At 69.1% G+C, this 20,348-nt stretch carries 20 protein-coding genes; 8 read left to right on the top strand and 12 right to left on the bottom strand.

Features of this window, described 5'->3' with window-relative positions; translation table 11 throughout:
* Positions 1-202: 202 nt before the first annotated feature.
* The 4 genes from IO36_RS35375 to IO36_RS35365 all read right to left on the bottom strand — a co-directional run bounded on the left by IO36_RS35375 (position 203) and on the right by IO36_RS35365 (position 3,802).
* Positions 203-586 carry an ATP-binding protein gene (locus tag IO36_RS35375; RefSeq protein WP_037626281.1) on the bottom strand — a complete coding sequence of 128 codons (384 nt, stop codon included), beginning with the start codon at positions 584-586 and terminating at the stop codon, positions 203-205.
* 356 nt (positions 587-942) lie between these two features.
* Positions 943-2,511, bottom strand: coding sequence for an MFS transporter (locus IO36_RS35370; protein WP_051901192.1), 1,569 nt, complete (start codon positions 2,509-2,511; stop codon positions 943-945).
* A gap of 379 nt (positions 2,512-2,890) precedes the next feature.
* A complete protein-coding gene (locus IO36_RS49460; RefSeq protein ID WP_078943646.1) occupies positions 2,891-3,118 on the bottom strand; it encodes a helix-turn-helix domain-containing protein in 228 nt (75 codons plus the stop codon).
* Positions 3,119-3,349: 231 nt separating this feature from the next.
* Positions 3,350-3,802, bottom strand: a complete 453-nt coding sequence (locus IO36_RS35365; RefSeq protein WP_037626280.1) for a MarR family winged helix-turn-helix transcriptional regulator — start codon at positions 3,800-3,802, stop codon at positions 3,350-3,352.
* A 393-nt stretch (positions 3,803-4,195) separates the two neighbouring features.
* On the opposite strand from IO36_RS35365, the gene IO36_RS35360 reads away from it, so the two are divergent.
* From IO36_RS35360 to IO36_RS35350, 3 genes are all read left to right on the top strand, one after another.
* Positions 4,196-4,474 (top strand): hypothetical protein, encoded by a 279-nt coding sequence (locus IO36_RS35360; RefSeq protein ID WP_037626278.1) that lies wholly within the window; start codon positions 4,196-4,198, stop codon positions 4,472-4,474.
* Between the two features lie 91 nt (positions 4,475-4,565).
* The gene (locus tag IO36_RS35355) at positions 4,566-5,789 is read left to right on the top strand and encodes an MFS transporter (protein ID WP_158997687.1); all 1,224 of its coding nucleotides are present in this window, start codon (positions 4,566-4,568) and stop codon (positions 5,787-5,789) included.
* Entirely contained in the window at positions 5,770-6,744 is a 975-nt protein-coding gene (locus IO36_RS35350) for a tetratricopeptide repeat protein (protein WP_078943645.1), read from the top strand. The genes IO36_RS35355 and IO36_RS35350 overlap by 20 nt, the downstream gene beginning before the upstream one ends.
* Before the next feature lie 660 nt (positions 6,745-7,404).
* Here IO36_RS35350 and IO36_RS35340 read toward each other — a convergent pair.
* On the bottom strand, positions 7,405-7,785 hold the full coding sequence (locus IO36_RS35340) for a hypothetical protein (protein ID WP_158997685.1): 381 nt from the start codon (positions 7,783-7,785) through the stop codon (positions 7,405-7,407).
* Positions 7,786-8,009: 224 nt separating this feature from the next.
* Positions 8,010-9,146: an FAD-dependent oxidoreductase gene (locus tag IO36_RS35335; RefSeq protein ID WP_209441314.1), complete on the bottom strand. Its 1,137-nt coding sequence runs from the start codon at positions 9,144-9,146 to the stop codon at positions 8,010-8,012.
* A 117-nt stretch (positions 9,147-9,263) separates the two neighbouring features.
* Between IO36_RS35335 and IO36_RS35330 the strand changes: the two genes are divergently transcribed.
* Complete coding sequence (locus tag IO36_RS35330; RefSeq protein ID WP_037626268.1) at positions 9,264-9,845, top strand: TetR/AcrR family transcriptional regulator; 582 nt, start codon at positions 9,264-9,266, stop codon at positions 9,843-9,845.
* A gap of 91 nt (positions 9,846-9,936) precedes the next feature.
* Here IO36_RS35330 and IO36_RS35325 read toward each other — a convergent pair whose 3' ends face one another.
* From IO36_RS35325 to IO36_RS35315, 3 genes are all read right to left on the bottom strand, one after another.
* On the bottom strand, positions 9,937-10,500 hold the full coding sequence (locus IO36_RS35325; protein WP_078943644.1) for a GNAT family N-acetyltransferase: 564 nt from the start codon (positions 10,498-10,500) through the stop codon (positions 9,937-9,939).
* 77 nt (positions 10,501-10,577) lie between these two features.
* Positions 10,578-11,333, bottom strand: coding sequence for a hypothetical protein (locus IO36_RS35320; protein WP_037626266.1), 756 nt, complete (start codon positions 11,331-11,333; stop codon positions 10,578-10,580).
* A gap of 368 nt (positions 11,334-11,701) precedes the next feature.
* Positions 11,702-12,604, bottom strand: a complete 903-nt coding sequence (locus tag IO36_RS35315; protein WP_051901191.1) for a LysR family transcriptional regulator — start codon at positions 12,602-12,604, stop codon at positions 11,702-11,704.
* Between the two features lie 71 nt (positions 12,605-12,675).
* Between IO36_RS35315 and IO36_RS35310 the strand changes: the two genes are divergently transcribed.
* From IO36_RS35310 to IO36_RS35300, 3 genes are all read left to right on the top strand, one after another.
* Complete coding sequence (locus IO36_RS35310) at positions 12,676-13,539, top strand: PhzF family phenazine biosynthesis protein (RefSeq protein ID WP_037626264.1); 864 nt, start codon at positions 12,676-12,678, stop codon at positions 13,537-13,539.
* Positions 13,536-14,540, top strand: coding sequence for an ornithine cyclodeaminase family protein (locus tag IO36_RS35305; protein WP_037626262.1), 1,005 nt, complete (start codon positions 13,536-13,538; stop codon positions 14,538-14,540). The genes IO36_RS35310 and IO36_RS35305 overlap by 4 nt, the downstream gene beginning before the upstream one ends.
* 113 nt (positions 14,541-14,653) lie before the next feature.
* Positions 14,654-15,643, top strand: coding sequence for a threonine ammonia-lyase (locus IO36_RS35300; protein WP_037626260.1), 990 nt, complete (start codon positions 14,654-14,656; stop codon positions 15,641-15,643).
* Between the two features lie 57 nt (positions 15,644-15,700).
* On the opposite strand, the gene IO36_RS35295 is transcribed toward IO36_RS35300, so the two are convergent.
* Both IO36_RS35295 and IO36_RS35290 read right to left on the bottom strand, forming a co-directional pair.
* A complete protein-coding gene (locus IO36_RS35295; protein ID WP_078943643.1) occupies positions 15,701-16,576 on the bottom strand; it encodes a class I SAM-dependent methyltransferase in 876 nt (291 codons plus the stop codon).
* Positions 16,577-16,614: 38 nt separating this feature from the next.
* Positions 16,615-17,535, bottom strand: a complete 921-nt coding sequence (locus IO36_RS35290; protein ID WP_037626258.1) for an NADP-dependent oxidoreductase — start codon at positions 17,533-17,535, stop codon at positions 16,615-16,617.
* A gap of 274 nt (positions 17,536-17,809) precedes the next feature.
* Here IO36_RS35290 and IO36_RS35285 point away from each other — a divergent pair, with 274 nt between their 5' ends.
* Entirely contained in the window at positions 17,810-19,054 is a 1,245-nt protein-coding gene (locus tag IO36_RS35285) for a CynX/NimT family MFS transporter (RefSeq protein WP_037626256.1), read from the top strand.
* A 138-nt stretch (positions 19,055-19,192) separates the two neighbouring features.
* On the opposite strand, the gene IO36_RS35280 is transcribed toward IO36_RS35285, so the two are convergent.
* A complete protein-coding gene (locus IO36_RS35280) occupies positions 19,193-20,131 on the bottom strand; it encodes a DsbA family protein (RefSeq protein WP_051901190.1) in 939 nt (312 codons plus the stop codon).
* Between the last annotated feature and the right edge of the window lie 217 nt (positions 20,132-20,348).

Below are 20,348 nucleotides of genomic sequence, written 5' to 3'. Positions count from 1 at the left end.
AGGGCGCGAACAGGTCCTGCTCACCGACGTTGGGGAAAGCCAGGAAGAGGACCTTCTTGATGCTGCTCACGGTGTGCTCCTTACGGATGCGGGTGGATGGTTCACTACGTCAAACTACTCATGCATCATGACTATTCCAGTTGGAAGAAAAAGTTTTCGGGATGAGGGCCCTCCGCGGCCGCAGAGAACGACAGGGGCGGCTTCAGGCGGTGTCGAGGCTGGCCCAGCGGTCGATGAGACCGTCCGCATCGAAGCCGGATCCGGCCCGGCCGGTGAGCGCCGAGACGATCATGTCGCCCCGGCCGTGCTCGTCGACGGGACGGACGGCGGCCCAGTTGTCCGGCGTGTCCTGCGGGCCGCCGTCGCTCACGCAGACCTGGACACCGCTGCTCGAGCTGGAAGCCTGCAGGTGCAGCACCACCGGAGGCAGAGCGTGCGAGACAGCGTTCGTCACGAGCTCGGAGATGACGACAAGCGCGTCGTAGATCTGATCGTCGCCCAGTCCCCACGCGGCCAGAACCGGGCGGGACTCGCGGCGCGCCGAGGCAGGAGCGAGCGGTCCGTGCTCCAGAGGCAAACCGAACACACGCCCACCCGGGGAAACGGCACACGGCTCAGAACCCTGCCGCTGACGGGAGATCGTCGTCGTGTTCATCAGAATCACTACCTGAAGCTTTGGAACGGATTCCCTGGTACCTCCAGGACACCCCCGCCGGGCACGAAATCCATGAGCAATCCCTACCCAGATACCCGGCAGCGCGGAAGAGACGGTCATGCTCCGCGCGGACGCCCCGCTTCGCGGCCGGGGAGATCAGCGGCGTGGCGAATACACCGGCGGCCCGAGCGGCTCGCGCCGCTCGGGCCGCCGGCATCTGCGGACCCCGGGCTGATGTCCCAGCCCCGGACGTCAGAGTGAATTGCCCGCCCGGAATCCCGAACCGCTCACGGTGTACGTACGGCGTCACTTTCCAGCGTGCCTGCCGCGGGAACGGCGGGGGTACGGCGGGTGTGCCGGAGCATGAGGGTGATGGCGACGGCTGCCAGCACTGCGGCTCCCGCCCCGGTGATGAGGGCCAGATGCAGCCCGGAGGAGAAGGCATCGCGGGCTTGCTCGATCAGGGAGGCGTTACCGGTCCTGGTGCCCACGATGTTGGCCGCCGCCAGAGAGGACCGCGCGGCCTCGGCGACCGGTTCGGGCAGTCCCTCCACGTCGAGGTTGCCGCGGTAGCCGGCGTTCAGGGCGCTGCCGAGGACCGCGATCCCCAGGGCGCCGCCGAGTTCGCGGGACAGGTCGTTCACGGCGGAGCCCACGTTCTGCAGGGCCGGCGGCAGGGCATCGGTGATGGCCGCGGTGGCGGGCGTCATGGCCAGCCCCATACCCGCGCCGAGCGGGACGAGCCCGGCCAGGAGCAGCCAGTAGGAGCTGCCGGCGTCGAGCTCGGCGAGCACCAGCAGGCCGGTGGCGACCGCGATGAGGCCGATGGTCCAGGGGCGGCGCGCTCCGTGTCGCGCGGCCAGCCGCGGGGACAGGCGGGCACTGGGAATCATCGCCGCGGACATCGGCAGCACACTCACGGCGGCGACGAGGGCGCTGTCACCCCGTACAAGCTGCAGGTACTGCATGACGACGAAGATGAACCCGAAGAAGGCGAAGAACTGCAGCGTGATCGACAGGGTCCCGGCCGCGAAGGGCCGGTTGCGGAACAGCCGCGGGTTCAGCAGCGGGTGCGGGTGCCTCAGCTCCCACAGGACGAACACTGCCAGTACTACGAGGCCGACGGCGATGCCGCCCAGCGTGCGGGTGCTGCCCCAGCCCTGTTCGGGTGCCTGGATGACCGAGTAGACCAGCACTCCCAGTCCGACGACGGTCAGGGTCGCCCCGGTTCCGTCCACCGGCTGCTTCACGGGTTCCGCGGACTCGGGAACGAACAGATACGTTCCGATGGCAGCCACGACGGCCAGGACGACGTTCAGCCAGAACACCGACCGCCACGACCACACCTCCAGCACCGCGCCGGAAGCCAGCAGCCCCAGCACGGCACTGGCACCGGCTACGGCTGCCCAGATGCTGACGGCCCGGGCCCGCTGGGCGGCGGGGAAGGTCGTCGTGATCGTGGAGAGCGTCGCGGGCATGACGAAGGCCGCTGCCACACCGAGCAGCGCGCGCAGGGCGATCAGCACGACCGGGTCCGAGGAGAAGGTGGCGGCCGCCGAGACCGCCGCGAACACTCCCAGCCCGCCCAGCAGGGCCTTGCGCCGCCCGAAGCGGTCACCGAGCGTGGCCGCCAGGAGCAGGAGGGAGGCGAAGACGAGACTGTAGGCGTCGATGATCCAGGAGAGCTCGGTCTGGCTCGCGTGGGTCTCTCGGGCGATGCCGGGCAGTGCCACGTTCAGTGACGCCATGGCCGAGACGACCGTCGCCAGGGCCAGGGAGGTCACGGCCAGCACAGCGCCGTGACGCACCTTTCCCCTGCCGTGAGCCTGGTCCGTGGACCCGAAGTCTGCGTTCATGGGGAAACATTCCTCGAATGGGAGCAAGTAGGGCTTCGGCGTTTCGGATCTCCCTCTCGAGACCGGTTCGCCGGGTCCTGTGATCGGAACCGAAGCGGATCGTGGATGTTCGGCTGGGGTGTTCACGCGGAGACGGTTCGTCTCACCGGGCCTGCGATCAGGCTCGCAAGAACATCGCCGCGGAACATGAGCAGTGGGTACTCACCGTGCCGCGCCCCCGGTGATGTGGTGCGGTCGGTTCACGCACGAGGACGGGGGCGGCCCTGACTGCTTTTCGACTTCGTCCAGAAGGGCGCTCACCCTCCGACATGAGCAATTCCTACCCACGCGGCCTTCGCCTCTTACCGGCGGCCGGAATTCCTGATTCTTCCCGGCCGGGTCACACGATCTCAGCCTGCGCAAGCTCTCGTGCAAGCCTATTGGCCGCCCGCGTGAGCCGGATGTGGCGACCGTAGGGCTGGAGGACAGGGCAGCCGAGTATGACTTCCAATTCACTGAGTCGCCGGCACACCGCAAGTGGGGTGATTTTCAATTCATCGGCGGCTCGCGCCAGAGTTCCAGCACGCCGGAAAGCACGCAGTACTTCCAATTGATCGTCACTGAACATGGCCACCGTCCGGGCTGCTCGCGAGAGTTCAGAATGGGCCGGGCAGTAGTCCGAGGCATTCTGTTTCTTTTCGAGTGAGCAGCTTTGCGTGTGGCCTTGGTGCAGTCATGAGCATTCGATGCTCATGGGCGGACACGGCTTGTGTCATGGCCGGCATACCTGCGTGCCCAGGCGATCGGCCCCGTAGGCAAGTCGGTCACCTTCGTCCGGCGCGGAGGCCTCCGGCCGATGTCAATCGGCGTCAGGGCGTCCGACCTTGCGTAGCAGGTCGGCGAGTTGGCCTTGCTCGCGCTCCGAGAGGCCGTCCAAGTCGTCGGCGATGGCCTGGACGTAGGCGGGCATGGTCTTCTCCACCGCCGCACGTCCGGACGCGGTGAGTTCGACCATGACCACGCGGCGATCGCTGGGGGACTTCTCGCGGCGGACCAGGCCTTGCTTCTCCAGGTTCGAGATGACGACCGTGAAGTTGTTCGGGCTCTTCAGGTGCTTCTCCGCCAGACGTCCGGCGGGCAGCGGGCCGACGTAGTAGAGGGTCTCCAGAGCGCCGAACTGGCTTGTCGTGAGCCCGGAGGCGAGCAGGGGGCCGCTTGTGCGGGCCTCCACCGATGCGGCGGCTCGGATCAGCTTGATGAAGAGGTCCAGCGACCGCTTCTCGCGGGCGCTCCCCTCGTAGTGCGTCGGCATTGCACGCCCTCTCCATCGCTCTCCGCGGTCGCGGCAGACCCTGCCTCGAAAGGCTTTCTTTCCAACTAGAATAGTCGCGTTCCATGAATAAGCTGGCTTCATTCGTGTTCGCACGGAGCGTCACGATGAGCGGCGCCGGGCAAGGCCTGCTTCCTCCTCTCCCCCGCAGCTGCGGGGGGAACCTCCTCGCACCCGAGAACCGACCCCGGCCACGACGAGCGGGGAACCGGGCCGGCTGGGCCGGCATCGCGGGTCGCCCGCGGGACAGGCACCCCGCACCCTGTGGATGTGAGCATCAAGTGCTCATTCCAGGCCGCTGCCCCCTGCATAGGTTTCAGTCACGAAGAACCGCACACAAGCGGGCAATTCACTGAAGACACAACAGGAGCAGCCATGACGGGAATCGCTGAAGCCGGAATCGTCCACGCCACGAAGACGGGCAGCTACAACCACAACGAGATCGTCGTGACCGGCGACCTCGACGTCGCCGATGAGGGCTTCGCCGCCGGGTCCATGAACCACAACGAGATCGTCGTCGAGAGCAGCGTGCGTGCTTCCGAGCCGGCGCCGGAGAGCGTCCAGGCGGCCGTGACACGTCGTGCCGGCGCGATCGGCGGCAACCACAACGAGATCGTGCTGCACCACGCCCCGCACGACGAGGCCGGCGAGTAACAGGGAAATGGGCAGCCTCGGAACGCGGACGAGGGGAAGGACTCCGCTCAGGCTCAGGGTTTCGACAGCGGGGTTCCCGCCCATCGCCCTGGTGGTGCTCTTCGGCGAGTTCCTCTCCAACGTCGGTTCCGGGGCGACGTTCCCCTATCTGGTCGTCTACCTCCACGATGTCTGCGGCCTGTCCGGCGGCCAGGTCGGTGCGGTCCTTGTGGTCCGCGCGCTGGCCGCCGTCGTCGGGGCCGTGCTGGGAGGCGTCCTCAGTGACCGGTACGGGGCCGGCCGTACCGTCGTAGGAATCGCCGCGGTCGCTGCTGCGGCCGCGGCTGTCATGGCCGGCGCACACGGGAGCATCGTGCTGCCCGCCGTGGTGGCGGCCGTCATGGGTACGGGCGCGGGGGCAGCGCTCGTACCCGCGTTGGACGCGTTGCTGGCCCGATCGGTACCCGAAAGCGCCCGGGAGAAGGCGTTCTCCTGGCGCAACACGGTGGTGACGACGGGGGCGATGCTCGGCGTTGCCGGCGCGGCCGGCACGCTCGGCCTCTTCGGAGTCGATGCGGGGCTGCACTGGGTATACGCGCTCGACGCAGCCTCGTTCGTCGTGCTGATGGTGTTGGTGGGCAGAGCGACCCGGCGCCACGGGAACGGTTCAGCCGGTGCCGCGGCTCGCAGCGCGGCCGAAGGCCTTCGAGCCCGTAACAGTCGTGAACCTTCGGGAAAGGGATACGCGGCGGTTGCCCGTGACCCGGCTATGCGCGGCGTCTTCGTCTTCGTGTTCTTTGTGGTCGCGGCCGGGTTCGCCCAGCTTCAGATCGGGCTGCCGGCGGTGTCGGTACTGACTCATGATGTCGCCGGCCTCGGTTGGGTGTTCACCGCGAACATGCTCGTCGTCGCGCTTGCCCAGGTTCCCGCACAACGCATGCTGGCCCGGTTTCCCCGACCGGCCGTTCTCGCGGGGGGCGCTGCTTTCATGGCCGGAGCCTGGGCGATCATCGCCCTGGACTCGACTCCGGGCACTGGACGCCTGCTTGTAGCGGCCGTGGTGTTCGCTCTCGGGGAGGTCGCCTACATGCCGGTCGTTGCCGCGCTCGTCAACGATCTGGCGCCCCCCGGGCTGACGGGACGCTACAACGGAGCCCACACGCTGGCGTGGACGAGTGGTTTCGCGATCGGCGCCGGAGCCACCGGAACGCTGCTGGGGGCCGACTCCATACGCCTGTTCTTCACCGTCTCAGCCGCCGTTCTCGGCGCAAGCGCGCTGGTCGCACTGAGACTTGCTCACATTCTCCCCAAGAGGCATGCAGATGACCGGTCATGAACATGTTTCCGCCCTGCACAAGGCCATGGCACAGGCCGGGCACGCGCTGGAAGCGGGCCTGGCGCACGAGGCGGAGGAACTGCTGAGAGGAGCGCTCACCGCCGGATCCCCGTCACTTCCCAAGCAGACCGGGCTTCTGGGCGTGCAGGACTTCGAGGTGCGGGGCATGCTGGCCACCGCATGGCGGATGCAGGGCAAGTACCGGCATTCCGGGCTGCTGCTGTCGCTGACCCTCGCCGCGGCGGAGAGTGCCACCGGTCCCTCCTCACTCACCGTGGCATGGCTGTGCAACGAGTGGGGGGTCCTGGGCAAGTACACAGGGGACTTCGACTCCGCCAGGAGGCGCTATCTGCGGGCGCTGAAAATCTATGAGACAGCGTTCGGGCCCGACCACGACACCGTGGCCATGGTGTGCCACAACCTCGGAGGGCTCGCCCATGCGCGTGGTGACGCGCAGGACGGAGAACCGTGGGCCGCCCGCTCGGTGCAAATCCGTACCCGGCTCCACGGGCCGGACCACGTTCTTACGGCTCTCGACACAGCGGCCTGGGCCGCCCTGCTGGAGGGATGCGGGCGTCTCGAGGAAGCCGAGCACCGTCTGCGGCAGGCTCTCACCGTATTCCAGAGTGCCTTCGGGCCTGACAGTTACGACGTGGCCGTGACCTTGCACAACCTCGCTGCCATCCAACACCGCCGCGGTGAACTCGACGTGGCCGTCTCCTCCTACTGTGACGCGCTGAACCTCAAAGAGCATCTACTGGGCACGGACCATCCCGACCTGGCACCGACCCTGGTCAACTTGGCGGCGGCCAAGGAGGCCCAAGGCGACCTCAGCCGTTCTCGGGCACTGTACGCACGCGTCGTCGAGCTGCTGCATCACAAAGTCCACGCGACGCACCCCACTCTGAACGCCGCCCGCAGAGCACTCGACCGGCCCGCTCTTCGGCGAGGCTGAAGCCGCGGGGCCCGCATGCACCCTGGAATGCGCGGCCTTGTGCTGTCCAGACGGCTCGACGAAGCCCTCAGCCTTCGCGGTGTCGTCCCGCTTCGCCGCTCGTCCGCCTCGGGGCGCCGTTCAGATGCTGGCAGGCGTGCAGGAGGCCGTGCCGTGCGTGCATGAGGTGGGACGAGATGCCGGTTCCGTTGCCGGAACGTGCGGCGTGCGCTGCCGCCGCGGCAGTTCGGCCCAGCAGGTCGCTCACGGCTTCCACGAGGTGCGGCACCCAGAGCAGGTAGAGCTCCCTGTCCGCAGCGGAGCCGTGATGGATCTGAGTCCGGTGCCGAGCGTGCACCAGCCACCGGTGTGCCGGAAGGCTTCCCGAGATGGGCCCTAGATGCCGCTGGACAGAACTCGTCATCTGCAGCTGCCACAGTCGGGCCTGCCACCCTTGGAACGCTTTCACGTCTTCGTGGAAGGCCAGAAGTCCGTCGATGAGGATGCCGGCCCATCTGCGCAGATCGCCGGTCTGGGCCGGCTCGCGATCGGGTGTCCCGGCTGCTTGGCCGGCCGTCCACCACAGCTGGCCGGGCGCGGCCTCCGCTGCCTGGCACCTCGTGCCGGCAGCGCCGGCACGGCATCTGAGCGCACTGGCGGCCAAAGGGTTCGAGGGACTTGTCATTTCGTGTAGCGCTCTTTGACTCCGGGGAGGACCTGGCGATGGGCCTCCTGCTGATAGGACCGGGGCGTTCCGTTGCGGTCGATCTTGGTGAGTTCGGAGGGCCGAGCCCATTGATCGAGTACGAGCGGCGGCCACCGGTGTGGCCAGGGGCCGCCGGGAAGGCGGGTCAGGGGGTTCTCCCCCGTGCCCGTGCCGTCGATCCGGGGTCCGACGCCGACGGGTTGATCGATCTCGTGCTTCGTACGGGTGGTCGAAGCGCCGGTGCGTGCGGTGGCCGGGGTCTCCGGCCGTGCCACTGTGATCGATACGACGGGAGTCGCGAGAAGTACGCCGGCTACTGCCGCGGTGAGGCCTGCTGCCGTCAGGGGCTTGTGCATGGCTTTCCCTCGTGGTCGTTCGACGCCCGCTCCCCCGGAGGCAGTCGACGGGCGGTGCCGTCGTACGCCGTCGGCCTTGCAAAGAACGGCCGCGTCCCGGAGGGCTGTTTCACTGCCCCTCCAGGAGACATCCGTTCGTGCGACGACGGCTGAGCAATCGCTACTCCACCTTGTCGTTCCCGCGCCGTCCGCGGCCCCGGGGAACAGGCGGGCCCTCTGTCTGCCTAGCGGTAGTTGAGCTCGGCGAGTTCGGTGGCGAGCTTGGCGGGCAGGGGGGTGTGGCCCAGAAGGCGCATGGCGGTGTTGCGCAGGGTGCGCGCGGCGGGGTTGCGGGTGGTGGCGATGCGGGTCATGCGGTGGGTGAAGGCGACGACGCGTTCGGCGACCGGGCGTCGGCGGGCCTCGTAGTCGTCGAGCGTGTCCGTGGCGAAGGCGGTGCCGAGTGCGTAGCCGTCCTGGATACCGGTGTTCATGCCCTGGCCCCCGGCGGGGCTGTGGACGTGGGCCGCGTCTCCGGCGAGGAAGAGCCGCCGGGCACGGTAGTGGTCGGCGACGCGGTGGTGCACACGGAAGCGGGAGGACCAGGCAACGTCGGTGACCGCGGCCTGACCGGGGGTGCGCTGGTCCAGGAGCTGCTGCACGAGGGCGAGGTCGGGGTGTTCGGGGGCCTGGTCGGTGGTGGCGACGATGCGGTAGTGGCCGCCGGGCAGCGGCGCGACGACCAAGAGGCCCGCGGCTCCGAAGGTGAGAGAGACCTCCGACCGGCCCGGGGCCCAGTCCATGACGACGTCGGCAAGGACGAAGGACTCGGCGTAGGAGCTGCCGGTGAAGCCGATGCCGGAGGCTTCTCGCACGGTGCTGTGCATGCCGTCCGCGCCGACCGCGTAGGAGGCGCGCAGGGTCTGTCCGGTGCTGGTGGTGAGGGTCACGCCGTCCTGGTCCTGGACGACGGAGGCGACCTGGTGGGGCCGGTGGACGTCGCCGCCCAGGGCGCGCAGCCGCGCGAGCAGGACTGCCTCGGTTTCGTACTGCGGGACCATGAGCGTGTAGGGGTGCGGGGTGGGGAGCTTGTCGAAGGGGACGGTGAGCAGTCGGCGGGCGCCGTCGCGGACGGCGAATCGGTCGAGCTTGACGCCTCGGCTGATCAGCTCGCCGGATGCGCCGAGTTCGTCGAGCACCTCGAGAGTGCGGGCGTGTACGACGGCGGCGCGCGAGGTGTTGGCTCCCTCGTCCTGCTGGTCCAGCAGGACGAAGTCGATGCCGGCGAGGGCCAGGGTCACCGCGAGGGCGAGGCCCGTGGGGCCGGCTCCCACGATGGCGACTTCGGTGCGGTCGGGCAGTGCGAGGGCGGGGGTGTTCACGGCGGACCTCCGGGTGGGCACGGATCAACTTTGCCAACAGATGTTGGCCAACGCTTGTTGACAGAGTGCACGCAACAGCCCTGGAGAGTCAACACACGTTGGCCTACAGTTGTGGGCATGACGCAAGACATCGACAGCGGCACCTCCGGCGCCAGACGCTCCGACCGCACCCGGGCGGTGATCCTGGACGCCGCCCGGCGCCGCTTCGCCGCTCACGGCTTCGAGCGCACGACCATCCGCGCGGTCGCAGCCGACGCCGACATCGATCCCTCGATGGTCATGCGCTACTACGGCAGCAAGGCCCAACTCTTCGACGCCGCCCTCGACATCGACCTGGACCTCCCCGACCTGTCCGCCGTACCGGCGGACGGCCGCGCCGAGGCGCTGGTCCGGCACTTCCTGCACCGCTGGGAACACGACGAGGCCGGTGATGCCCTGCTGCTGCTCCTGCGCTCCGCCGTCACCAACGAGCACGCGGCCGGGCGGATGCACGCGATCTTCGCGACCCAGGTCGCACCGGCACTCGCCGGGGCCGCCGGACCGGAGCAGGCCGCACGGGCCGGGCTGGTCTCGGCCCAGCTCCTCGGCCTCGCCCTGACCCGCTACATCCTGCGCATCCCCACCGTCACCCACCTCTCCCCCGAGCAGATCGTCACCACCCTCGCCCCCGCCATCCGGGCCACCCTGGAACAGAGGTAGTCCGGGCCGGGAACCATGCGCGTGCACCCGGACAACAGCAGGGCGCGGCCGGGGTGGCGCCGCCTCGGGCAGCGCAAGGCAGCAGGATTGCTCAAGTGGCATGCGGGAGGGGCAGGTCCGCGGGCTCTCGCGTGAGCCGGAACTCGGCCAGGAGCAGACCGGGAGCGCGCCGGACGGTGCCGACACGGGTGAAACCGAGCCGCGCGTAGAGGGAAAGGGCCGGCCGGTTGTCCGCGCCCGTGCTCACCAGCGCGTTGCCGCTGGGAACCAGCTCGGTCAGAAGGTGGCCGAGCAGCTTCCGTGCCAGGCCTCGGCGGAACCAGTCCGGGTCGACGCAGACGCGATCGATGTCGATGCCGTCCTCTCCGGCCAGGGGCCGCCAGGCCACGAAGGCCGCGATCCGGCCGTCGCGGGTGACCGCACCGAGCCAGCGCAGTGGGTGCGCCTGCATCTCTGCCAGGGTCTCCGTGAGGGCGGGTATGCCGTCGAAGCCGATCAGTTCGGCCTCCACGGCATACGAGCGCCTGCCGACCTGGTGCACCTCGGCCGCCGTGCGTGGATCTGCCACGTCCAACTCGCCGAGGAAGACGCCTCGCCCGAAGGCGCGTCCGGCCCGGCGCTCCGCGTGCGCCGCAAGGCTGCTGTACGAACGCATCACATCACGGCCGTTCTTTGGGGTCGAAGGTCTTCACGCCACGGGCGAGGACGCCGGGCGGCGTTCGGCGAAGGCGGTCAGCGGGTGATGTCCACGAAGACCATGGGCCGGTTGGCCACCGTGTTGAACGCGGCCTCGTTGCGACCCCACCAGTAGCCGGTCGGCTTGCCGGTCGTCGCGTCCGCCTGGATGAAGACGGTGCCGCGGCCGGCGCCGCTCCACTCCTTCGTGGTGAGTCCCGGAGAGCCTTCGACACGGGTGTCGCGGAACGCCCAGTGCGGCGAGGTCTTGGAGGAGAGCGCCACGCCGTGCGGGTTGGAGGTGCTGTCGGCCACGGTGACCGCGTACTCCTGCGTGGTGCGGTCGCCGTCGCGCTCGAAGGGTGCGACGGACTCCACCATCATCATGTGGCCGGTCGCCCCGCCCTCGGATCCGTCCAGGTACTTCACCGCAATGACGGAGCCCGCGTGGAGGTCCTGGACCCGCTGCGCGGAGGGACGGGTGATGTGGTCGCTCATGTCCTCCAGCGCACCGCCGGCGGCCGTGTCCGTGAAGGCGGCGTAGTACTGCTCGGAGGAGGGGCTGCGAAAGCCGATGCCGTTGGTGAACCAGGAGTCCGTGGCCCAGGTATAGGCGTGCTTGATGGAGGCGGTGAGGAACTGGGCGCATTTGGCCTCGACTTGGTAGGAGCGCGCGTCCCCGTGTGTCCCCCAGACCACGGATGCGGCGTCGGCGTCTGCGTGGCCGGCCGCTCCGGGATAGAAGTTCTCCGAGTCCTGGCCCGGCCAGCCGAGGGGGGCGAGTTCGTCGATGATCTCGTTCTCGGCTGCCACCAGTGCGGCGCCGTCCTCTGTTCCGGCCGCTTGTGCCGTGGCCGGCATGACCGTCAACGCAAGCGCCGCCGATACCGTAAACAGCGGAGCTATCAGCCTCTTCATTTGTATGGACTCCTTCTGCGATGGCTCTGCGGGGGCAGGAGCCCGGGACTTTCCTGTATGGCAATGCCCCCACGCCCGTTTGCCTCTCCGTCGTTTTTCAACGGGGCACTGACGGACCGGTGCGGATCAGCTGTTTCACTGGCCGGGGCTGGACAGATTCATCGAAGCCTGAGGCCGCCGCACGAACATGAGCAATTGCTACCTACATACAGGGATCTGCCATCCAGATATCCCGGGGTGGCGAACGCCGAAGCCCCTGGTCCTCAGCCCGTCTGCAGCGGGGACTCCTGCACCGCAGTCCCCGCCCCGCCCGAAGCGGTGTCGGTCATGTGCTGCAGCAGGTCCTCCACCGCCTGGACAAGCGGCTCGCCGTCCGTGCCGGCAGAACGGACGAGAGCGACCTCGACCTCCGAAAGCTCCGGCAGCCCCTGGACGGCGGTTCCCGGCTCCACATTCGAGGGAAGCAGCGCCGTGGCGCCGAGTCCTGCCCGCACAGCGGCCTGCACCCCGCCCAGGGCGGTGCTCTCGAACACGATCCGCCACCGCCGGCCTGCGGCCTCAAGGGCGTCAAGGACCGGTGCCCGCCAGCGGCAGGGCTGGGAGAAGAGGACAAGTGGCAGCGGGTCGCGGTCAACATCAAGAGCAGGAGCAGGAGCAGGAGCAGCCGACCAGATCAGTGGAAGACGGACCGTCCAGCGAGGCGTCTCTGCCAGGTAGAACGGGTCGCACAGCGCCAGTTGGATGCGCCCGTCGGCAAGGGCTTGCTTCATCAGCGGACCAGGTCCGGTGACCAGTTCCAGTGTCGCGTCCGGGTGCAGGACGCTGAAGTCGCCCAGAGCTTCGACCAGGGACGGCGTGACGAAGTCTTCCATCAATCCGATGCCGCAGTGTCCGGCCACGTCCGGGCCGGTCGCAGCGACGGCCTGGGCCGAGAGGGACAGGATGCGCTCGGCGTAGGGCAGGAACACCTCTCCGGCCTTGGTCAGCGACACGCCCGTCGTGCCCCGGTGCAACAGCTGCCGGCCCACCGTACGCTCGAGCCTGCGCAACTGACTACTGAGCGCGGGCTGGCTGTGGCCCAGGGCCGCGGCGGCGCGGCTGATACTTCCGGAGCGTACAGAGCTCACAAAAGCACGCAGCAGTGCGGTTTCGAGATCAGGGGCCATAACAACATGCTATGCCCCCTCTGTTCATGAGCAGGGTTCCCCCGGTTTCCTCTCACCGGTAGCGTCGAGGTATGCACTACTTTCATGTCGATGTTTTCAGCGGAGCTCCTTTCAGCGGGAACAGCCTTACGGTTTTCCCCGAAGCAGCGGGACTGAGCGGGTCCCAGATGCAGCGGATCACCGAGGAAATGCGTCACTTCGAATCCATTTTCCTTCAGGAAATGAACGGAGGAGGCACCACATGGCGAGCCCGCGTCTTCGACCTCACCGAGGAGCTGGACTTCGCCGGGCATCCGGTCATCGGGGCGGCAAGCGTTCTGCACGCCATGGCGGGCGGCGACACCGACCGGACCTGGTCGATGGAGCTCAAGGCCCGGACGGTGGAAGTCGTCACGAAACGCCGCGGCCGCTTCCGGTACGAGAGCGTCCTCGACCAGGGAGCTCCAGAGTTCCTCGGCCGGCCTGAGCCGGACGACCTGGCCTCCTGGTTCTCCCTGGACGAGGAAGACCTCCACGCGGAGCTGCGACCCGAGGTCGTCTCGACAGGACTGCGGTACCTGATCGTCCCCGTACGCCGCGGGGCACTCGCGCGGGCCAGGATCACCTCCGACATCGGGCAACGGCTGGAGGGATTCGGAGCGCAGTTCGCCTACCTCCTGGACGCGGACGGCCTGGAGGGGCGGCACTGGAACAACGACGGCATCGTCGAGGACGTGGCCACCGGCAGTGCCGCAGGATGCGTGGCCGCCTATCTGAGACGGCACGAACGCGTTGAGGACGGCGAACGCCGGGCACTGCGCCAGGGGCAGCATTGCGGCCGCCCCAGCGAAATGACGATCAGCGCTCACGGCAGCCCCGAGCACATCACGTCGGTACAGGTCGGCGGAGAGGTCGCCGTCGTCGCCCACGGACGTCTCGAAGGGCTCCCGCAATGACGCCCGGACCTGCCTACTTCGCCCCGGAAGAGATCCGCGCCGCGGTCGGATACCCCGATGTCCTGGAGCCCGTCGCCGCCGCACTGCGTGACTACAGCCGTGGTCTGGGCGACTCCCCCGTCGCAGTCTTCGCGCCCGCGGGCCCCGAGGGCGACGTGCACGTGAAGTCGGCGTGGCTGCCGGGCCGCCAGATCTTCACCGTCAAGGTCGCCTCCTGGTTCCTGGAGCGCGCCCGTCGCGGCAAGACCGCCGGGAGCGGAATCATCGCCGTGTTCGACGCCGCGACGGGAGACATCCGGGCGCTGCTGGAGGACGAACACCACCTCTCCGACATACGCACGGCCGCCGCGGGAGCCCTGGCCGCCCGGACCATGACACGACGCGACTCCCACGTCCTCGGTGTCATCGGCAGCGGCACCCAGGCCTACCTTCAGACCCTCGCCATCGCCGATGAACTCCCGCTGCGCACCGTGCGGGTGTGGGGCCGGCGCGAGGCCCGGGTGAAGGCCCTCGCCCAGGCCCTGCACACCCGACGCCCCGACCTGCAGGTCATCGCCGTGGACAGTCCGCAGGCCGCGTGCGACAACGCCGACGTCCTGGTGACGGCGACCTCCAGCACCCAACCCCTGGTACAGGCAGCATGGTTGGCGCCCGGCACGCACATCAACGCTGTGGGCGCCGACGATCCGACGAAGGCCGAATTGACTGCGGGAGCCCTGACGCGGGCGGACCGGATCGTCGTCGACAGCCGCGAACTCACCTCCCTTCATGGCGACTTGTCGCGGCTCCCGGAGCAGGACCGCCGACGCCACGCAGAACTCGGTGAGGTCCTCGCGGGCACGGCACCCGGACGCGACGGCGACGATGAGATCACCATCTGCAAACTCGTCGGCCTGGGCGTCCAGGACCTGGCGGCCGCCGAGGTCACCCTCGACCGGCTGGGCCGGCCTCACGTCCCCGGCGTGGCAACTCCCGCGCACGCGCGCGAGGTTCTTCGGTAGTCGCATCGGATGACGGACGCCGTCCGACGCACGAGCAGCGATTGCTCATCCTGGCGGTTCTCGCACGGCCGACGATGGGTGCCGCGAGCAGATCCGACCATGAGAGGAATTTGATGACACTGCTGGATCTCGATGACGTCCGTGCCGCCGCGCGGCGCTTGGACGGCGTCGTCCTGCGCACTCCTTTGCTGCCCGGCCCGTCGGCCGGTGACGGAGCTCGCACACTTCTGCTGAAGCCCGAGAATCTCCAGGTCACCGGGTCTTTCAAACTCCGCGGTGCCTACAACCGGCTGGCGTCGCTGTCCGCCGCGGAACGCGAGCGGGGTGTGGTGGCGCACTCGAGCGGCAACCACGGCAACGCCTTGGCCTACGCGGGCCGGCTCTTGGACGTGGAGGTCACCGTGGTCGTGCCGGAGACCGCGGCACCGGTGAAGGTGGACGCCATCCGTCGCCACGGTGCGAGCGTGCGCAGCGTTCCGGCCTCCGATCTGGCCACGGCCGTCGGGGCATTCGCCAAGGAGTCCGGTTCCGTCGTCGTGCCGCCGTTCGACGATCTCGGTGTGATCGCCGGACAGGGCACCGTCGGTCTGGAGATCTTCGAGCAGACCCTGCGGATGGGCGTGACACCGGACACCGTCCTCGTCCCCGTGAGCGGCGGAGGGCTGATCTCCGGGGTCGCGGCGGCGCTCAAACGTCTGCTGCCCGCGGTACGCGTCATCGGGGTGGAGCCGAAGACGGCCGCCGACGCGCGGGAGAGTCTGCGCACCGGGCAGCGGGTGGCCTGGCCGACGACGCTCACAGGCCGCACCCTCGCGGACGGCATGCGCAGCAGTTCGGTGGGCGTGATCCCGTTCGCGCACATCCAGGAGTACGTCGACGACATCGTCACGGTCTCGGAGAACGAGATCAGGGAGACCGTCGCCGTCCTGGCGCGAGAGAGCCGTGTCGTTGCGGAGCCCTCGGGCTCGGTCACGACCGCGGCCTACCTCCACCGCCGGGACGACCTGCCCCCGGGCAGGCTGCACGTCGCCGTCGTCAGCGGCGGCAACATCGACACGGCCCTCCTGTCCCGCCTGCTCGCCCGGTACGGCGGAGCTCGCTGAGAGAGTCCGGCCCCCGAGCCGTCGAGGGCGCGATGCTGCGCCGAACGCTGCGGGGTGCTAGGGGGCTGGGGCAGCCGGGAGCGTCGCACTGAGCGAGTACAGGACGGGCAGGTAGGTGTCGCTGAACGGGAAGCGGTACAGGCCGTCGGGCCCCTGGGGCAGGATGTGCCTTCCGTCGGTCTCGGTTTCGGTGTGCTCGCCGAGCCGCTCCACGACCAGCCCTGCCGAGGCGGCCGCTGTCACGATCTCGCCGACCGAATACGGGTACTGCGTCGAGGCCTGCGGCGTGAGCGGAGCATCGGCATGGGCGTACGTACCCGTCATCGCGTCGTGCTGCGGTGCGCCACCGCCGTAGGGCCAGTCGGCCACGAGGGGATCGAAGGTGAGCACCGTCTGGAGGACGGGGTGGAGGTCCACGAGAACGAGCCGGCCTCCGGGCCGCAGCGCTGTTGCCGCGCCGCCCATCCACGCATCCAGGTCCGCAATCCAGGACAGGACTCCGTAGGTCGCGACGACCAGGTCGAACCTGCCCGTCAGGGCATCCGGCAGGTGCTGGGAGTCCGCCTCGACGAACTCCGCGGGCAGACCGGCACGCTGTGCCAGCTCACGCGCCCGTGCGATCGCCTTGGGCGAGAAGTCCACTCCGGTCACGCGGGCGCCCAGACGTGCCCAGTTCAGGGTGTCCATCCCGAAGTGGCACTGGAGGTGGAGGAGATCCTTGCCGGCCACGTCGCCCGCGAGTTCTCGTTCGATCCCGCGCAGCGTCTGTCCGCCGGCGAGAAACGACTCCACGTCGTACGACCGGTCGCCGGGCTGCGTGCCGTGGAACTCAGCGAGGTTGTCCCACAGGGCCCGGTTGGCCACGAGCCCGTCCGCGGCGGCCGCACCGCTCCGGCGGATGTGCGTACCGCAGGAATTCTCTTGATCGGCCATGGAAGACCTCCCTTTGGATTTTCAGTCGCCTCGTCCGTCTACGTGGACAGAACGATCTTTCCGACGGTTCGTCCCCGCTCGCCCAGGCGGTGGGCATCGGCCACCTGCTCCAGCGGAAAGACCGTATCGATGTGGACGTCGAGCAGGCCGTTCCCGGCGAGGGAGGCCAGCGTCTCCAGGTCGAAGCGGTCAGGTTCCACGAGCATGAAATCCGCCCGCAGGCCGTTCTCCACGGCCCACTGGACCGCCCCCGCATCGGCGCCGTTGAGCGCCACGATCCGGCCTTGCGGTACCAAGGTGCCCGCCAATTCCTGGATCTGCCCCGCGACCGTGGCAAGGAGGACGTCCACGTCCGCGACCTGCGAGCCCACATCCACGGACCGGTAGTCGATGACCTCGTCCGCCCCGAGCCCCCTGACAAAGTCGTGCTTGGCCGCGCTGGCGGTGCCGATCACGTATGCGCCCCGGCTCTTGGCGATTTGAACGGCCAGGTGCCCCACGCCTCCGGCCGCGGCCGGAATGAGCACGCGCTGACCGGCGGCGACCTGGGCCACGGCGACAAGGGCTTGCCAGCCGGTGAGGCCCGCGAGGGGCAGTCCGGCGGCCTGGACATGGCTCAGGCGGGACGGCTTGAGGGCCAGGTGCCGCGAAGGAGCGGTCACGTAATCGGCGTACGCCCCTGCCTCCGAGGGAAATCGGGGCATGCCGAACACCTGGTCCCCCACGCTGAAGCGGGTCACTCCCGGCCCCACGGCCGCCACCACCCCCGAGACATCCCAACCGACCGAGAAGGGCGGATCTCCCAGGCCTCCGGCGGCACGCATCTTCCAGTCGACAGGGTTCACTCCGGCGGCCTTCACCTCGACCAGCACCTCTGTGGGTCCCGGTTCCGGGATCTTCGTGTCGACGACGTCCAGGACGTCCGGGCCGCCAAGTCTGCTCTGGATCACTTTGCGCATATTCCATCGATATCAGGCCATGGCTTTTGAACGGGTGAGCAATACGTACTCAGAAATGCGTGAAGGCCACGTCCGGTGACGGCCCTCCCCCTCGTGGGTCCCGGCCAGGGCGGCCCCGGCTCCGACTCCGACTCCGACTCCGACGAGGCTTCCACGTCCCGGATGCGCTGACGTCGAAGACCGCAGACCGGCCGGCTGTGGGGCCGCGTCGACACACGGATCGACCGGTCCTTCGACACGGTCCGCCCTGTCTGTTGATCATTAGGATCGCCCCATGCCGAACGAGGAACCCGCGGCCCCGCGCAGCGCGGAAGAGCGGGAGGACGCGGCCCGTTCTGTGCGTTGGGTGCGCCGGGTCGCCGTCGTCGCGCTGCTGATGGCCGCGGTCAACCTCCGGCCTGCGGTCACCAGCCTCGGTCCCGTGCTCGAGGAGGTCCGTGCAGGCCTGGGGATGAGCGCCACCGCAGCGGGCGTGCTGACCTCGGTGCCTGCCGCGTGCTTCGCGCTGGTCGGCTCCGCCGCGCCCCGACTGGCGCGCCGGTTCGGGCCCGACCGGGTCATCGCTGCCGGCATGGCCGTGATCGCGGCCGGTCTGGCTCTGCGTGCGCTGGCGGAGGGCACCGCCCTGTTCGCAGCCCTGAGCGCCCTCGCGCTCGCCGGTATCGCGGTGGCCAACGTTCTGCTGCCCGTCGTCGTCAAGCAGCGGTTCGCGGACCGGGTCGGCATGATGACCGGCCTGTACTCCATGGCCCTCAACCTGGGCGCGTCCAGTGCGGCGGCGGTGACCGTGCCTCTCGCCAAGGCGTTCGGCGACTGGCGGGTCGGTCTGGGTGCCTGGGCCGTGCTCGCCGCCGTCGCGGTGCCCCCATGGATCGCCCTCGCCCGCCACCCTGTCGCGGCGGCGTCGCGCACCGGCCCTGCTGCACCGAACGCGGCTCCCCGGCCCGCACCACGCCTGACCCGCGATCCCACTGCCTGGGCTCTCACCGTCTACTTCGGCCTCCAGGCCACTGCCGCGTACGTCGTCATCGGCTGGCTCCCGCAGATCTTCCGCGACGCCGGGCTGTCCGCCCAGACGGCGGGGCTGCTGTTCGCCGTCACCGCGGTGCTCGGCGTTCCGCTGTCGTTCGTGCTCGCGGCCGTCGCCGGACGGCTGCGCAGCCAGAGCGGGATCGCCGTCGCCATCGGGGTGTTCGGGATCGTCGGATACGCCGGGCTGTGGGCCGCACCGGCCGGGGCTCCCTTGCTGTGGGCCGTGCTTCTCGGTGTCGCCAACTGCTCGTTCCCGCTGGCCCTGACGATGATCGGCATGCGTGGCCGCGACAGCGTCACGGTCATCCGCCTGTCGGCGTTCGCCCAGAGCGCCGGATATCTGCTGTCGATCCCCGGCCCCATCCTCGTCGGAGCGCTCTACCAGCACAGTGGCAGCTGGCGAACCCCACTGGTCTTCATGACCCTGCTGATGCTCCCCCAGCTTGCGGCAGGCTGGCTCGCCGGCCGCGACCGCCAGATCGGCTGACCGTCACACCGACCACGGACACCGGCACCGGCACTTGCCGGCTGCCCGGAGGCGAGCCGGCAGATGCCTATGGTCGTGGGACGGCGCCGATGACGCTGCCTGTGTTGCGCAGTGGAGCAACAAGGCCCAGGCGCAACCTCAGTGCCGGTTCCGGGGCTTGGGCGACCATGCCCTGCCCTTGCCGACGGGGCGGGAGGCGGCGCCGGCCCGGGTGAGCAGCTCTTCCACATCGGCGACGGAGTGGCCGGTGAGTGCGGCGTACTCGAGCGAGGTTCCGGTGCCGAGCCGGTCGGTCGCTTCGTCGATCGAGGAGATGGCGGGGCGGCGGGTCGCGCCCGACACGGTGAGGAAGGTGTCTTCCAGGCGGTCGGGTCGGATCCAGCCGTGCAGGACGACGCGGCCGTCGGGGCCTTCGAGAATCAGGGTCGGGAAGCCGCGGGCGCCGAGTTCGTGGGTGCGGACCAGGTCCCGTTCGAACTCGGATTCGGCTTCGCCGTTCTCGATCAGTCGGCGGTACGCCACCACATCCAGGCCGAGTTCCACGACCAGTGTCTCGAGGAGCTCGGAGGCGGCGATGTTGCGGCCGTCCAGGAAGAGTTCCTCGCGAAGGCGGCGCAGATAGGCCTCCTCGTGTTCGGGGGCCAACTGCCGGACGGCGGCGAGCGCGATGCTCGGGGGGTAGGAGGAGTCGATGGGGTCGCTCCACCAGACGGAAGAGTTGATGGGCTGGCCGGAGATCCGGGCGAACTCGTCCCAGTGGTGGGCGACGTCCTCGGGGCGCCGGATGCCGTTGCCGGCATCGTGAAAGCCCTGCCAACCGCGCAGGAGTCCACCGTAGACATGGCGCACATCGATGAGGTCGCGATAGCGCTCCGTGAGCGACCTCCAGGCGGGTTCAAGGATCCAGCAGGCTGAGCAGATCGGGTCGGTCACGTAGGTGATGGTGGTCAGGCCCGCTTCAGGAACCGGGTTGTCGGCGGTCGCATCGGGAAGGGCTGCACTGTCGCCGGGCAGGGCACAGAGGCCGGACTCGAGGTCGCACACGCCTGCGGCGAGGGACTGGTCCGTCTGGCTCATGGTGTCTCCATCGGGTGTGTTCGGGCGTCCCGCCGGGACGGTGTCGCCGGGACGCGGGAGGGGCGGGGTGGCCTTTGCGGGACCGGCCGCTGGGGGTCGTCCCCGCCCCTCTTGTTGTTGTGGGCGGGGGTCAGTTCTCGGGGAGGAAGACCTTTTCCATGCCGTTCTGGAGGTTGGTGACGAAGGTGGGGTCGTCGTCGGAGAGGGGGCCTTCGGG

This window comes from Streptomyces aureus (genome assembly GCF_000725495.1).
GTDB classification, from domain to species: Bacteria; Actinomycetota; Actinomycetes; order Streptomycetales; family Streptomycetaceae; genus Streptomyces; species Streptomyces aureus_B.
Note: the sequence above shows the minus strand (reverse complement) of the source record. Positions and strands in the feature narration are given on the sequence as shown.

Excerpts from the sequence above, each read along its gene's own strand:
- IO36_RS35370 (WP_051901192.1), bottom strand. The coding sequence starts at position 2,511 with ATGAACGCAGACTTCGGGTCCACGGACCAGGCTCACGGCAGGGGAAAG.
- IO36_RS49460 (WP_078943646.1), bottom strand. The coding sequence starts at position 3,118 with ATGTTCAGTGACGATCAATTGGAAGTACTGCGTGCTTTCCGGCGTGCT.
- IO36_RS35365 (WP_037626280.1), bottom strand. The coding sequence starts at position 3,802 with ATGCCGACGCACTACGAGGGGAGCGCCCGCGAGAAGCGGTCGCTGGAC.
- IO36_RS35360 (WP_037626278.1), top strand. The coding sequence starts at position 4,196 with ATGACGGGAATCGCTGAAGCCGGAATCGTCCACGCCACGAAGACGGGC.
- IO36_RS35350 (WP_078943645.1), top strand. The coding sequence starts at position 5,770 with ATGCAGATGACCGGTCATGAACATGTTTCCGCCCTGCACAAGGCCATG.
- IO36_RS35340 (WP_158997685.1), bottom strand. The coding sequence starts at position 7,785 with ATGCACAAGCCCCTGACGGCAGCAGGCCTCACCGCGGCAGTAGCCGGC.
- IO36_RS35330 (WP_037626268.1), top strand. The coding sequence starts at position 9,264 with ATGACGCAAGACATCGACAGCGGCACCTCCGGCGCCAGACGCTCCGAC.
- IO36_RS35325 (WP_078943644.1), bottom strand. The coding sequence starts at position 10,500 with ATGCGTTCGTACAGCAGCCTTGCGGCGCACGCGGAGCGCCGGGCCGGA.
- IO36_RS35315 (WP_051901191.1), bottom strand. The coding sequence starts at position 12,604 with ATGGCCCCTGATCTCGAAACCGCACTGCTGCGTGCTTTTGTGAGCTCT.
- IO36_RS35310 (WP_037626264.1), top strand. The coding sequence starts at position 12,676 with ATGCACTACTTTCATGTCGATGTTTTCAGCGGAGCTCCTTTCAGCGGG.
- IO36_RS35305 (WP_037626262.1), top strand. The coding sequence starts at position 13,536 with ATGACGCCCGGACCTGCCTACTTCGCCCCGGAAGAGATCCGCGCCGCG.
- IO36_RS35300 (WP_037626260.1), top strand. The coding sequence starts at position 14,654 with ATGACACTGCTGGATCTCGATGACGTCCGTGCCGCCGCGCGGCGCTTG.
- IO36_RS35295 (WP_078943643.1), bottom strand. The coding sequence starts at position 16,576 with ATGGCCGATCAAGAGAATTCCTGCGGTACGCACATCCGCCGGAGCGGT.
- IO36_RS35290 (WP_037626258.1), bottom strand. The coding sequence starts at position 17,535 with ATGCGCAAAGTGATCCAGAGCAGACTTGGCGGCCCGGACGTCCTGGAC.
- IO36_RS35285 (WP_037626256.1), top strand. The coding sequence starts at position 17,810 with ATGCCGAACGAGGAACCCGCGGCCCCGCGCAGCGCGGAAGAGCGGGAG.
- IO36_RS35280 (WP_051901190.1), bottom strand. The coding sequence starts at position 20,131 with ATGAGCCAGACGGACCAGTCCCTCGCCGCAGGCGTGTGCGACCTCGAG.